The organism is Pseudomonas sp. Z4-20, from assembly GCF_051131955.1.
In the GTDB taxonomy this organism is placed as follows: Bacteria; Pseudomonadota; Gammaproteobacteria; order Pseudomonadales; family Pseudomonadaceae; genus Aquipseudomonas; species Aquipseudomonas marvdashtae.
The window spans coordinates 122,908-137,384 of sequence record NZ_CP071641.1 but is presented as its reverse complement, the minus strand read 5'-3'; the positions used below and the strand labels follow the sequence as shown (position 1 = coordinate 137,384).

The window sequence follows — 14,477 nt, the reverse complement described above, 5'->3', positions numbered from 1 at the left end:
AATCTTTTCCCCTCCGGTATCTGAGTCATGGCCAAGCCTGCGTTTATCAATTTGTGGAAAGCCTATTCCGATTTGCTGGTCACCCATCCCGACGCGAAACCTTGCGACGGCCCTTGGGCGAACCAATGCGCGATTCGCATGAGCATCACGCTCAATAACGAACTGACCATCAAGGTCAACAAGTCCACCTACACCGAACCCAAATGTGCCCATGGGCATGCGCGTGGGGCCGAGTCATTGGCAAACTGGCTGTGGAAACATCATCTGGGCCGCCCGTTGATCCTTGGCGCAACGGCCGCGGACCGGCGCAAGCTGCAAGACAAGACTGGCCTGATTTTCTTCAAGGATTGTTTCCAGCAAGTGGGAGAAGCCTCGGAAGGTCGCACCGGCGATCATATCGACCTCTGGAACCGTGGCCTGACCCTAGGCTATGACGATCCGGCTTATCGATCCCGAGCGATCTGGTTCTGGGAGCTCGTATGATCAAGGCCCATTGCGCGATATGGGTCGGCTGCCTGTTGACCAGCCTGACCGCCTGTGCCCAGCAGCAATCGCCATCGGCAACCTCCTCCGTCCCGGTAGAGCATGTCGTCTCGATGGGCAGGCAAACGCTGACACTGGAGAACGACCAGGCGCGCTGCGCGCTGCGCAAACCCGACCAGACCCTGATGCCACTCGACTTGGCCTGGCCCTGCCAGTTCAGGGTCGATCGACAAGGCAAACCCCACGTCGAGACCTTCGGCGAGGTGCCTATTGTCATCGTTGTCCATGTATCTGCTGGCCCCCATAACAATCAGGAGTGTCGCTCCGAGTATCGCGCCATACGCCAGATCAATGGACAACTCGAACCCTCGATAATCGCTCGTACTGCCAGCTGCATGACTGGCGCAGGTGACCAGAAGAATTACACGGGCCTTTTCACTTGGTAACCGAAATCGCCACCCGCGATCGCCTGCAACCGTCCCTGCTGGACCGGCTGACCGACGACGATCCGAGCAACCCCAAGGAAAGCGCCGACAAGCGCGTGCTGTCCCTGACCCAATTGAAAGCCTCGGTGCTGCGGGACCTGGCGTGGCTGCTCAACACCACGTCTTTGCTTGACGCCGACGCCACGCTGCATACTCCGGCGGGCACCTCGGTGGTGAATTTCGGGCTGCCGGCGCTAGCGGGCAATAGCGCTTCGAACATCGATGTTCCTGCGCTGGAAAGCCTGATTCACCAAGCCATCGCCACGTTCGAGCCGCGCATCTTGCGCCACACCCTGCGCGTGCGCGCCCGGGCAACCGCCGAGATGAACCATAACGCCTTGAGTTTCGAGATCGAAGGCGACCTCTGGGCCCAACCGGTGCCGCTGCGCCTGATGCTGCAAACCGACCTGGACCTGGAAACCGGTCACGTGCGGGTGGTCAACGCCGACCAGCGGAGACGCCCATGAATCCGCGCCTGCTCGAGCTGTACAACCAGGAACTGCACCACGTGCGCGAAAGCGCGGCGGAATTCGCCAAGGAATACCCGAAGATCGCCAGTCGGCTGACCCTGGCCGGCATGGACTGCGCCGACCCCTACGTCGAGCGTCTGCTGGAAGGCTTTGCCTATTTGACGGCGCGGGTCCAGCTCAAGCTCGACGCCGAATACCCGACCTTTACCCACAACCTGTTGGAAATCGCCTATCCGCATTACCTGGCGCCGACGCCGTCGATGACCGTGGTGCAGATGCAGGCCGACCCGGACGAAGGCTCGCTGAGCAGCGGTTTCCCGCTGCCCCGCGACACCGTCCTGCGCGCCGCCCTCGGTCGTGAATCCCAGACCTGCTGCGAGTACCGCACTGCTCACGCGGTGACGTTGTGGCCGTTGCAAGTCAGCCAGGCCGAGTATTTCGGCAACCCGTCCGCCGTGCTCGGGCGCCTGGCCGCCAGCGAACCGAAAGCCAAGGCCGGCCTGCGCCTGACCCTGCGCACCGGCGCCGAGCTGCCGTTCAACAGCCTGGCCCTGGACAACCTGCCGCTGTACTTGAGCGGCGCTGACGAACAACCGTTCCGCCTGTACGAACAGCTGCTGAGTAACGCCTGCGCAGTGTTCGCTCGCCAGCCGGGCGGCGATTGGGTCGAACGGCTGCCGCAGGATGCGTTGCGCTCCCAGGGCTTCGATGACGCCGAGGCCGCGCTGCCAGTGGTGCCGCGGGCGTTCCAGGGTTATCGCCTGCTACAGGAATATTTCGCCCTGCCGCACCGCTTCCTGTTTGTCGATTTCACCCAGCTCGGCCGTGCGGTCAAGCGCTGCAACGGCCAGGAGCTGGAGTTGATCGTACTGTTCGACCGCCACGATCCGAGCCTGGAAGGCAGCGTCGGCGCCTCGCAATTCCTACCGTTCTGCACGCCGGCGATCAACCTGTTTCCCAAGCGCCTGGATCGCATCCACTTGTCCGACCGGGTCAACGAACATCATGTGATTGCCGACCGCACCCGGCCGATGGATTTCGAGGTGCATTCGCTGACCGGGCTGACCGGCCACGGCACCGGTCCGGAGCAGCCGTTCCTGCCGTTTTATGCGGTACGCGATCCGTCCCGCTATGGCCGCGACCAGGCTTACTACACCGTACGGCGCGAACCGCGCGTGCTGTCCAGCGATCAGCGGCGCAATGGTCCGCGCTCGACTTACGTCGGCAGCGAGACCTTCGTCAGCCTGGTGGACAGTCAGCAGGCGCCCTATCGCCACGACTTGCGCCAACTGGGCGTGACCGCGTTGTGCACCAACCGCGACCTGCCGCTGTTCATGAGCGTGGGCAACGGCAAGACCGACTTCACCCTGGCCGACAGTGCACCGGTGGGCGCGGTGCGGTGTGTGGCAGGTCCCAGTCGGCCACGGGCCAGCCATGCCCACGACGCCAAGGCCTGGCGGTTGATCAGTCAGTTGTCGCTGAACTACTTGTCGTTGAGCGAACAAGGCCAAGGCGCCGCCGCCTTGCGTGAACTGCTGCGCTTGTACGGCGACAGCAACGACGCGGCGCTGCAATTGCAAATCGAAGGCCTGCGCGAAGTCACCAGCGAGGCCTGCACCCGACGCTTGCCGATGCCTGGCCCGATCGTGTTCGGTCGTGGCCTGGAGATCACCCTGGAATTCGATGAAAACGCGTTTCGCGGCACCGGGGTGTTCCTGCTCGGTGCGGTGTTCGAACGCTTCCTGGCACGCTATGTGTCGATCAACAGTTTTACCGAGACGGTGATCCGTACCACCGAACGCGGCGAGATCATGCGATGGAAAGCCAAGCCCGGACGTCGTCCGACCCTGTGAGTACCCTGGAGGCGATGCACCAGGAACCCTGGGAATACGATTTTTTCCAGGCGTTGCGGCGCATCGAGTGCGAATCCCCCGAACTGCCGCGCCTGGGCCATTCCCTGCGCCTGGCCGATGACCCGCTGCGCCTCGGGCAGCAGGCCGAGTGCACCTTCGCCCCGGCGACCCTGGCCTCGGTGCAACCAGGCGTCGACGGCACGCCGGCGCGCCTGGAGCAGTTCTTCTTCGGCCTCGGCGGCCCCAACGGCCCGATGCCGTTGCACATCACCGAATACGTGCGCGAACGCCAGCGCAACAACGGCGACAGCACCAGTAAACGTTTCCTCGACGTGTTCCACCACCGCCTGCTCAGCCTGTTCTACCGGGCCTGGGCCGAAGCACGGCCAACGGTCAGCCACGATCGCCCGGACGATGATTACTGGTCGGCGCGCCTGGCGGCACTCAGCGGCCGGGGCATGCCGAGCCTGCTCAACCAGGGGCTGATTCCCGATACGGCGAAGCTGCATTACAGCGGTCACCTGTCGGCGCAAACCCGCTACCCGGACGGTTTGAAAGCGATCCTCAGCGAGTACTTCGGCCTGCCGGTGGAAATCGAAGAATACGTCGGCCAATGGCTGGAACTGCCGGAGCGCAGCCGCGTTGGTGTCAGCGCCCATCAACTGGGCGTGGACTTCTGCCTGGGCCGCTACGTCTGGGATCGCCAGCACAAATTCCGCATTCGCCTGGGGCCGCTCAAGCTCGTCGACTACATGGGCATGCTGCCAGGCAGCCAACCGTTCAATGAGCTGGTGGCGTGGGTCGCCGAATACCTGGGCCATGAACTGGACTGGGATCTGAATCTGGTCCTCGAGCAGCCTGAAGTCCCGGCGCTACAACTCAATGGGCGCTTCCGCCTGGGTTTCAACACCTGGCTGGGACGCCCCGAAACAGATGCCAACGATCTAATACTGGCCCGGCACTACGCCGATCAGGCCAACACCTCACAGACCTCAAGGAGCCATGAGCATGGGTGAAATCAGTCGCGCCGCGTTGTTCGGCAAACTCAACAGCGTGGCCTACAAGGCCATCGAAGCCGCCACCGTGTTCTGCAAGTTGCGCGGTAACCCCTATGTGGAACTGGCCCACTGGTTTCATCAGTTGCTGCAATTGCAGGACTCGGACCTGCATCGCATCATCCGCCAGTTCAACATCGAGCCGGCGCGCCTGGCCCGCGACCTGACCGAAGCACTGGACCGTCTGCCACGGGGTTCGACGTCGATCACCGACCTGTCCTCCCATGTGGAAGAAGCGGTGGAACGCGGCTGGGTCTACGGCAGCCTGATGTTCGGCGAGAGCCAGGTGCGCACCGGTTACCTGGTGCTGGGCATCCTCAAGACCCCAAGCCTGCGCCACGCGCTGCTGGGCCTGTCGTCGGAGTTCGACAAGGTCAAGGTCGAAGCCCTCAGCGAGCGTTTTGACGAATACGTCGGCGACTCGCCGGAAAACGCCCTGACCGCCAGCGACGGTTTCAACGCAGGCGCCGTGCCCGGCGAAGCCAGCGGCGCGATGGCCCCCAGCGCCATGGGCAAGCAAGAAGCCCTCAAACGCTTTACCGTGGATCTCACCGAACAGGCTCGCAGCGGCAAGCTCGACCCCATCGTCGGCCGTGACGAAGAGATCCGCCAACTGGTGGACATTCTCATGCGCCGCCGGCAGAACAACCCGATCCTCACCGGTGAAGCCGGCGTGGGCAAGACTGCCGTGGTCGAAGGCTTTGCCCTGCGCATCGTCGCCGGCGACGTCCCGCCGGCCCTCAAGGACGTTGAATTGCGCAGCCTCGACGTGGGCCTGTTGCAGGCCGGCGCGAGCATGAAAGGCGAATTCGAACAGCGCCTGCGCCAGGTCATCGAAGACGTTCAGGCCTCGCCAAAACCGATCATCCTGTTCATCGACGAAGCCCACACCCTGGTGGGTGCCGGCGGCGCCGCCGGCACCGGCGACGCGGCCAACCTGCTCAAGCCGGCCCTGGCCCGCGGCACCTTGCGCACCGTCGCCGCCACCACGTGGGCCGAGTACAAGAAGCACATCGAAAAAGACCCGGCGCTGACCCGCCGTTTCCAAGTGGTGCAAGTGGCCGAGCCGTCGGAAGACAAGGCGCTGCTGATGATGCGCGGCGTGGCCTCGACCATGGAAAAACACCACCAGGTGCAGATCCTCGACGAAGCCCTCGAAGCTTCGGTCAAGCTGTCCCACCGCTACATTCCCGCGCGCCAGCTGCCGGACAAGTCCGTGAGCCTGCTGGACACCGCCTGCGCCCGCGTCGCCATCAGCCTGCACGCCGTGCCGGCCGAAGTGGACGACAGCCGTCGGCGCATCGAAGCCCTGGAAACCGAACTGCAGATCATCGCCCGTGAGCACGCGATTGGCGTGGTCATCGGCACTCGCCAGACCCACAGCGAAAGCCTGTTGAACGCCGAGCGCGAGCGCTTGGCCGAGCTGGAAAGCCGTTGGGCCGAAGAGAAAACCCTGGTGGACGAACTGCTCGCCACCCGCGCCACCCTGCGCGAGCGTGTCGGCGTGGTGGACAGCGAGGACAACAGCGAAGCTTGCGACAACGAAAGTCACCAACTGCGCGAAAAACTGGTGGACCTGCAACAGCGCCTGACCGCCCTGCAAGGCGAAACCCCGCTGATCCTGCCGACCGTGGATTACCAGGCCGTGGCCTCGGTGGTCGCCGACTGGACCGGTATCCCGGTGGGCCGCATGGCCCGCAACGAACTGGAAACCGTGCTCAACCTCGACCAGCACCTGAAAAAACGCATCATCGGCCAGGATCACGCCTTGCAGATGATCGCCAAGCGCATCCAGACCTCCCGCGCCGGCCTCGACAACCCGAGCAAGCCGATTGGCGTGTTCATGCTCGCCGGCACCTCCGGCGTGGGCAAGACCGAAACCGCCCTGGCCCTGGCCGAAGCCATGTACGGCGGCGAGCAGAACGTCATCACCATCAACATGAGCGAGTTCCAGGAAGCCCACACCGTATCCACCCTCAAGGGCGCGCCACCGGGTTACATCGGCTACGGCGAAGGCGGCGTGCTGACCGAAGCCGTGCGGCGCAAACCCTACAGCGTGGTGCTGCTGGACGAGGTGGAAAAAGCTCACCCGGACGTGCATGAGATTTTCTTCCAGGTGTTCGATAAAGGCGTGATGGAGGACGGCGAAGGCCGGGTGATCGACTTCAAGAACACCTTGATCCTGCTCACCACCAACGCTGGCACCGAGCTGATTGCCCAGGTCTGCAAGGACCCGCAAAACGTGCCCGAGCCGGAAGAAATCGCCAAGGCCCTGCGCCAGCCGCTGCTGGAGATTTTCCCGCCGGCCTTGCTCGGACGCTTGGTGACGATTCCGTACTATCCGCTCAGCGACGAGATGCTCAAGGCGATCACCCGTCTGCAACTCAACCGCATCAAGAAGCGCGTGGAGAGCACTCACAAGGTCTCGTTCGACTACGACGACGCAGTGATTGACCTGATCGTCTCGCGCTGCACCGAAACCGAAAGCGGCGGCCGCATGATCGACACCATCCTGACCAACAGCCTGTTGCCGGACATGAGCCGCGAGTTCCTGACCCGCATGCTTGAAGGCAAGGCGTTGGCCGGCGTACGGATCAGCGCTCGGGATAACGAATTGCAATACGACTTCAGCGACGCGGCCTGACCTGCAGGAACGCGATAACCGTGTGGGCGCGCTTGCGCCCACATGGAACTCGGCGCCGCCAGCTCATACAACTTGCACGGGACACTCGATGTTATTCAACCAAGCCTCACGCCTGGCAAAAATCACCAGCCCCCTGGGACCCGAGGTGCTGTTGCTCAAGGACATGGGCGGCGGCGAAGAGCTGGGGCGGCTGTTCAACTACGAGTTGCAGTTGCACTCGCTGGACAACGCCATCGATCTCAACCAGGTGCTCGGCAAGCCCATGTGCGTGAGCGTTCAACTGGATGGCGGCGGTGAGCGGCATTTCCACGGCATCGTTGCGCGCTTCAGCCAAAACATCGACCAAGGTCAGTTCGCCAGCTACCAGGCCACGCTGCGACCCTGGCTGTGGCTGCTGACGCGCACCTCCGATTGCCGGATTTTCCAGAACCTGACCATTCCGCAGATCATCAAGCAGGTGTTCCGCGACCTCGGCTTCTCCGACTTCGAAGACGCCCTCAGTCGCCCGTATCGCGAGTGGGAATACTGCGTCCAGTACCGCGAGACCAGCTTCGATTTCGTCAGTCGCCTGATGGAACAGGAAGGCATCTATTACTTCTTCCGCCACGAGCAGGGCCGCCATGTGCTGGTGCTGGCCGACGCCTATGGTGCCCACACCACGGCGCCCGGCTACGGGTCGGTGCCCTACTACCCGAAGAATGAGCAGCAGCGCGAACGCGATCATATCCATGACTGGCACCTGGCTCAGGAAGTCCAGCCCGGCTCGCTGGAGCTTAACGACTACGACTTCCAGCGCCCCAGCGCCCGCATCGATGTGCGCTCGGCCATGCCGCGCCCCCATGCCGCCGGTGACTATCCGCTGTACGACTACCCCGGCACCTACGTGCAAAGCGCAGATGGCGAACATTATGCTCGCACCCGCATCGAAGCCTTGCAGACCCTGCATGAGCAGGTCGAGCTGGCGGGCAACGCCCGCGGCCTGGGTTCGGGGCACCTGTTCAGCCTCACCGGCTTTACTCGCCAGGACCAGAACCGCGAATACCTGATCGTCGGCGCGCGTTACTACGTCTCCCAGGAGAGCGGTGAATCCGGTGTCGGCGCGCCCTCGGCGCAATTTGAAAGCAGCCTGACCTGCATCGACGCCCAGCAAAGCTTTCGCCCGATGGCGATTACCCACCGCCCCATCGTCAAGGGGCCGCAAACCGCCTTGGTGGTCGGCCCTAAGGGCGAGGAAATCTGGACCGATCAGTTCGGCCGGGTGAAGGTGCATTTCTATTGGGACCGTCACGACCAGTCCAACGAAAACAGCTCATGCTGGATCCGCGTGTCGCAATCCTGGGCGGGTAAAAACTGGGGTTCGATGCAGATTCCGCGCATCGGCCAGGAAGTCATCGTCAGCTTCCTCGAAGGCGACCCGGACCGGCCGATCATCACCGGCCGCGTCTACAACGCCGAACAGACCGTGCCCTACGACCTGCCGGAAAACGCCACCCAGAGCGGTATGAAAAGTCGTTCCAGCAAGGGCGGTACGCCGGCGAACTTCAACGAAATCCGCATGGAAGACAAAAAAGGCGCAGAGCAGTTGTACATCCATGCCGAGCGCAACCAGGACATCGTGGTCGAGGTGGATGAAAGCCATTCGGTGGGCCACGACCGCAACAAAAGCATCGGCCACAACGAGACGGTGACCATCGGCAACAACCGGCTGCGCATCGTCAAGCAGGAGGACATCCTCTCGGTGGGCCAGCGCAAGACCGACAGCATCAGCCAGAGCTACGTCATCGAAGTGGGCGAGAACCTGCGCCTGGTCTGCGGCGAAAGCATCCTGGAGCTCAACGCCAGCGGCCAGATCAACCTGACCGGCGTGCAAATCAGCTTCTATGCCAGCGGCGATGCCGAGTTCAACACCGGCGGCGTGCTGCACCTGAACAACGGCGGCGGTCCCGGCGCCACCCCGGACGGCCAGGGCGTCAAGGCCAGCATCGACGCCAACGTCGCCGCCGCGTTCCCGCCGCCCAAGGGCTAACCAGGAGATAGATGCCCCATGACTTACCGTCTCAACGAATTCCAGCTCCAGCTACCGCCCAGCGAACTGCTGGACGCCTCGATCAACATCCTCAAGTTCCCCGAATTGGGTACGTCCTTGATCGTCAGCCGTAGCCTGTTGGCCGAGGGCGAAACCTTGCAAAGCAACCTGGACGAGCAGCTCAAGCGCCTGGAAAAACAGGTCCAGGACCTGCGCTGCCAACCAGGCGCCACGTTGCGTGTGGGAGCGAACCAGGAAGTCGAAGCCATCGAACTGCGCAGCCAGTTCAACAAGGGCAACGAAAAGGTCTTCCAGTTCCAGTTGGCGCTGGTACTGCCAGGTACTCGCAAGATGCTTGCCTTGAGTTACGTGAAGGCCGAGAAGCTGGGGGATGCTGAGGCGGCACATTGGGCGACGATCAAGGGTTCGCTGATATTCGACGCTCCGGCCGGATGAGCAACGTGCATGTCTGACGCACTCTGGGCCGCCCGCCTGGGTGATGCACTCAACCACACCTCGATGATGGCCGACATCCTCGGCGGCGTGCTGGAAGTGGCGGCGAACATTGCAATCACGGCCGTGGCGACGGCTGCCGTAGTGGCGGCCACGGGCATTACCGTGGTCACCGGCGGCCTGGGCTGCTTTGTGCTCGGTTTGGTGGTGGGCACGGTGGTCGGCCTGGCGATGAGCAAGACCGGGGCCGACAAGGGCCTGAGCAATATATGCGAAGGCATCGGCAACGCCCTGTTTCCGCCCACGGTGCAGGCCAACATTCTCACCGGCTCCACCGACACCCTCACCAACAACATCCCCGCCGCCCGCGCCGCCGGGGCGATTGAATCCCACGTTGCCCCCGCCGGTACGGAGCTCGAGGCGCCCGAGCCTGAAGAAGAGCCCAGCTACCTGGACATGGCCGGAAACTTCTTCTCGCAGATGTGGCGCCCCACCGTCGCCTCGCCCGCCCCAGGCGCCGTGCCCAAGCCGGAAGACTTGGTCATCTGCACCAAGCACCCGCCCATGCCGCCGCAGTTCATGGCCGAAGGCTCGGAGAAAGTCACCATCAATGGCCAGCCCGCCGTGCGCAGCGGCGACCGCAGCACCTGCGATGCGACGGTGGTGTCGGCCGGGCTGATTTCCCCTGACGTGACCATTGGCGGCGGCTCAGTGGTGGTGCGCGAGATCCGCAGCGGCAAGACGCCGGGCGTGGGCCTGGCGGTCACCGCGTTGCTGATGCTCAAGGGCGGCAAGGGCAAGTTCTTCAGCAAACTGCCGTGCATGCTGGTGGGCGGCGCGGTGTCCATGGCCGCCAGCAGCGCGGCGAACGCGGCCGCCAATGCGGCCATGGGTTCGTCGAACCCGGTGCACGCCGCTACCGGGGCCAAGGTGCTAGGCGGTGACGAGGACCTGGATTTCGTCTTGCCCGGCATCCTGCCGATTGACTGGCAACGCTTCTACAACAGCCGCGACGAGCGCCGTGACAGCCTGTTCGGCGCCGGCTGGAGCGTCGCCTACGAAGTCCAGGTAGAAATCCTGCCCCACCTCGACGGCGGCGAAACCCTGATCTATACCGACGAACAGGGCCGCCCCATCGACATGGGCTCCATCCCCTTGGGCGGCGCGGTGTTCAGCGTCGGCGAAGGCCTGGCCGTGCGCCGCCATGTGAACGGGCAATTGCTGATCGAGAGCGAAGACGGCCTGTACCGTTTGTTCGAACCTTCGCCAGCCAACCCATCACACCTGCGCCTGAGCCAATTGGGCGACCGCAACGACAACCGCATCCACCTCGACTACGACGACACCGGACGCCTGATGCGGCTGCGCGACACCTTCGACCTGGTGCAAGTCGAGCTGATCCGCGCAGGCGAACGCGTCACCCACATCGAGCGCCTCTACACCGACCAATCCCGCGAAGTGCTGGTCAGCTACGCCTACGACGCGGCGAACACCCTCGCCGAAGTGCGCGACGCCACCGGCCAGGTGCAACGGCGCTTCAGCTACGACGCCGGGCAACGAATGGTCGAGCACCAACTGCCCAGCGGCCTGCATTGCTTTTACGAATGGGCCCTGATCGACGACCAGGAATGGCGCGTGGTCCGGCACTGGACCGACGAAGGCGACGCCTACCAGTTCGACTATGACCTCAAGGCTGGCATCACCCGCATCAGCGACAGCCTGCAACGGGTCAGCATTCGGTACTGGAACAGTCAGCACCAGATCACCCGGTTCAGCGACAACCTCGGCCAGACCTGGTTGTTCGAGTGGAACGATGAGCGCCAGATGCTCGGTGCTACCGATCCGCAGGGCGGGCGCTACACCTATAGCTATGACGAGGCCGGCAACCTCAGCCAATCCAGCGATCCGCTCGGACGCATTGAGTCCGTCTTATGGCTCGATCATTGGTCGCTACCGTTAGTAGAAACCGACGCCGCCGGCAACAACTGGCGATACGAATACAATCGCCGCGGCAATTGCATTCGCGAAACAGACCCTCTGGGCCTCGTCACCCGATATCGCTACAACGCTCACGGACAGATCACAGAAATTGTCGACCCCACCGGCAAAAGCAACACCTTGCGTTGGAACGCTATGGGGCGGCTGGCTGAACATATTGATTGCTCCGGCTATTCGACAAAATTCAGCTATGACCATCGCGGTTATCTGCAGGTCATCACGGATGCGCTCGGCGAGCGCACTGTCTATGAACATGACACACGCGGCCGCCTGCTGCGTTATCAGCTGCCCGATGGCCGCGTCGAACAATACTTGCGCGACGCAAGCGGTCAACTCACCCGTTACATCGATGCGGCCGGTCACACCACCGTCTATCAGCACGATGGTCGCGGACACGTTCGCCAACGCATCGATGCCCATGGAAGGTCGGTTCAATTCAGCTACGACGCTTATGGACGCCTCCAGGCGCTAACCAACGAAAACGGGGAAAGCTATCGATTTGCCTGGGACGCCGGCGACAGGATGATCGAGCAACAGGACCTGGATGGCAGCGCCCGACTTTATGCCTACGATAAGCTGAATAACGCCATTCGCGAAACACACTGCCCTGCCCCTTTTGGCCAGGGTATGGCGCTGGTATCCAACAGTCCCATAGAGCCCATCGTTCATCACCTTGAGCGAGATGCGGCCGGGCGGCTGATTGGCAAAGTGACGGCAGACGGCCGAACCGCGTACACCTACGATGCAGTGGACCAACTCATTGCCGTCACCTTTACAGACAATCAGGGCAACCAAAAAGACCTGAACTTTGCCTACGACGCCATCGGCCAACTGCTGGAAGAGCAAAGCTCGGCTGGCTGCCTGCGGCATCATTACGATGAGTTGGGCAGCCTGATACAAACGCAGCTGCCTGACGGTCGTCGACTCAATCGGTTGTATTACGGCAGCGGCCATCTACATCAACTCAACATCGACGGGCAACTGATCAGTGATTTCGAGCGCGATCGATTGCACCGTGAAGTCCTTCGCACTCAGGGACGACTCATCACCCGTAGCGAATATGACCGGGGCGGACGTGTGCGCTCGCGCCTGCAACGTCATGCGGACCAGTCGACACTACTGCCACCTGTGGCGCAGAAACAATTCAACTACGACCCCAATGACAACCTGATCAGTCGCTTCGACCAGACGACCAGCGGTGATCGCCAACGGCTGCTGCACTACGATGCGACGGGGCGCATTCTCGCCAGCCAAGACAACATCCAGGGCCCGAGCGAAACCTTCGCCTACGATGCTGCCGCCAACTTGCTGGATGGCCCACAACCCGGCGCCGGGCTGGTGGTGCATAACAAATTACTGACCTATCAGGACAAGCGTTATCGTTACGATGCCTTTGGCCGGATGATCGAAAAACGCAGCGGTGGCCATCGGGTACAACGCTTTTTCTACGATGCCGAACACCGTTTGATCGAGGTGCATAACCGCAGCGATTCCCAAGATACGGTCGTCCGAATGACCTATGACCCACTGGGTCGTAGGACGGCGAAAACCGAACATGACAGTCGTGGTTATCCACTGGGTGAAACACGCTTCATCTGGGACGGTTTGCGGCTGCTTCAAGAACACAAACACAGCCAGTGCAGCGTTTACCTCTACGACACGGAAAGCCACGAACCCATCGCCCGAGTGGATGGTATCGATGCTCAACAGAACATCCACTACTACCACAATGATCAGAACGGGCTACCCGAGCAGCTCTCGGACGCCAAGGGCGACATCGTCTGGCAAGCGCGCTACCGCGTGTGGGGCAACACCGTTGAGGAAGTGCGTGAGCCTCACTACATCGAAGAACAGAACCTGCGCTTCCAAGGCCAGTACCTGGACCGAGAGACGGGCCTGCACTACAACACGTTTCGCTTTTACGACCCGGATATAGGGCGGTTTACGACACCCGACCCCATCGAACTGCTGGGCGGAATCAATCTCTATCAATACGCCCCCAACCCGCTCGGCTGGATAGACCCCTGGGGCTGGTCATGCCACGGCAACTCAAAAACCAGTCGCAAACCGCAACATGGTTACGAGATCGTGGACACGCGCACGGGTAAAGTCGCCAAAACCGGCGTGAGTGGCGGCAAGATAAAAACAAACGGAAAATCCGTACGCGCCGAGACCCAGGTGAGGAAATGGAACAACGAACCGGGTAACACGGGACGTTACGAATCCAGAGTCATCAAAAAGGTGCCGGCCGGCCCAGGTGCTCGTTGGAAAATCGAGCACTGGGAGCGAAGAAACGCAAATCGACGCAGGCAGGAACTAGACCCAGCGAGGCATTCAAGACCATGATCTTAAAAGAAATCTACCTGTACCCCGACCTGGGCGAATTCAGCGACGACATTATTCGTCCGTTTCGCGACCAAAGCCGATCGATCTGCAATTTTCTTGAGCGCCACCTGAGTGCAGAAAAATTCGAAACGCCCAACTTCAAGAAAATCTGCTTTGTCGGCACCCGCCAAACCGTCAACGAGCCCTATGTAAACTCCAGCGGTGCGCTCATCGTCAATGTCAGCCTGGATACCGAACAGTATAAAAAATGCACATCGGTCAACGAGCTCAATGAGTTCTTTATACAACGGTTGTTGGAAGGCCTGGAAACATGCCGCCCGCACATAGCGTTGCCGCTTGATCTGCTGAAAAACGCAATGGATGAGTTCCGTCGCAACCACTATAAAAACGAGTGGACCTTCAAGCAGAAAAAAATAAAAGGGTCGGACTATGTCTGCGCCCTGGAGTGCCAGTTAACCATCGACTGCTTCCTCATGAACTTCAAGGTCTTGAGGAAAGACACACCGGTGCTCGACAAAGAAATCATGCGAACCGCGCCCGACGAAATAGCGTTCGGTCCGTACCTCAAAGACCTGAAGGAAGAAGGCGGCAGAATAAAAGTCATCGACAAGTCCGGCGTGGCCTTCTATACCACCACGGTTTCTAGCTTGGACAAGCTTTGACA

At 61.7% G+C, this 14,477-nt stretch carries 10 protein-coding genes; all 10 read left to right on the top strand.

Translation table 11 applies throughout. The features are described 5' to 3' along the window. Positions 1-27 precede the first annotated feature (27 nt). The 10 genes from J3P82_RS00635 to J3P82_RS00590 all read left to right on the top strand — a co-directional run bounded on the left by J3P82_RS00635 (position 28) and on the right by J3P82_RS00590 (position 14,475). Positions 28-483 carry a type VI secretion system amidase effector protein Tae4 gene (locus tag J3P82_RS00635; RefSeq protein WP_434559905.1) on the top strand — a complete coding sequence of 152 codons (456 nt, stop codon included), beginning with the start codon at positions 28-30 and terminating at the stop codon, positions 481-483. After that, entirely contained in the window at positions 480-929 is a 450-nt protein-coding gene (locus J3P82_RS00630) for a hypothetical protein (protein WP_434559903.1), read from the top strand. The genes J3P82_RS00635 and J3P82_RS00630 overlap by 4 nt, the downstream gene beginning before the upstream one ends. Continuing rightward, the gene (gene tssE / locus J3P82_RS00625; RefSeq protein ID WP_186615140.1) at positions 923-1,435 is read left to right on the top strand and encodes a type VI secretion system baseplate subunit TssE; all 513 of its coding nucleotides are present in this window, start codon (positions 923-925) and stop codon (positions 1,433-1,435) included. The genes J3P82_RS00630 and tssE overlap by 7 nt, the downstream gene beginning before the upstream one ends. Then, the gene (gene tssF, locus J3P82_RS00620; protein ID WP_434559901.1) at positions 1,432-3,291 is read left to right on the top strand and encodes a type VI secretion system baseplate subunit TssF; all 1,860 of its coding nucleotides are present in this window, start codon (positions 1,432-1,434) and stop codon (positions 3,289-3,291) included. The genes tssE and tssF overlap by 4 nt, the downstream gene beginning before the upstream one ends. Continuing rightward, positions 3,255-4,307 carry a type VI secretion system baseplate subunit TssG gene (gene tssG / locus J3P82_RS00615; protein WP_434559899.1) on the top strand — a complete coding sequence of 351 codons (1,053 nt, stop codon included), beginning with the start codon at positions 3,255-3,257 and terminating at the stop codon, positions 4,305-4,307. The genes tssF and tssG overlap by 37 nt, the downstream gene beginning before the upstream one ends. Beyond that, positions 4,300-6,990, top strand: a complete 2,691-nt coding sequence (gene tssH, locus J3P82_RS00610) for a type VI secretion system ATPase TssH (protein ID WP_434559897.1) — start codon at positions 4,300-4,302, stop codon at positions 6,988-6,990. The genes tssG and tssH overlap by 8 nt, the downstream gene beginning before the upstream one ends. Before the next feature lie 88 nt (positions 6,991-7,078). Continuing rightward, the gene (tssI, locus tag J3P82_RS00605) at positions 7,079-9,016 is read left to right on the top strand and encodes a type VI secretion system tip protein TssI/VgrG (RefSeq protein WP_434559895.1); all 1,938 of its coding nucleotides are present in this window, start codon (positions 7,079-7,081) and stop codon (positions 9,014-9,016) included. An 18-nt stretch (positions 9,017-9,034) separates the two neighbouring features. Continuing rightward, positions 9,035-9,472 (top strand): DcrB-related protein, encoded by a 438-nt coding sequence (locus tag J3P82_RS00600; protein WP_434559893.1) that lies wholly within the window; start codon positions 9,035-9,037, stop codon positions 9,470-9,472. Between the two features lie 9 nt (positions 9,473-9,481). Next, positions 9,482-13,813: an RHS repeat-associated core domain-containing protein gene (locus J3P82_RS00595; RefSeq protein WP_434559891.1), complete on the top strand. Its 4,332-nt coding sequence runs from the start codon at positions 9,482-9,484 to the stop codon at positions 13,811-13,813. After that, complete coding sequence (locus tag J3P82_RS00590) at positions 13,810-14,475, top strand: hypothetical protein (RefSeq protein WP_434559889.1); 666 nt, start codon at positions 13,810-13,812, stop codon at positions 14,473-14,475. The genes J3P82_RS00595 and J3P82_RS00590 overlap by 4 nt, the downstream gene beginning before the upstream one ends. Positions 14,476-14,477 lie beyond the last annotated feature (2 nt).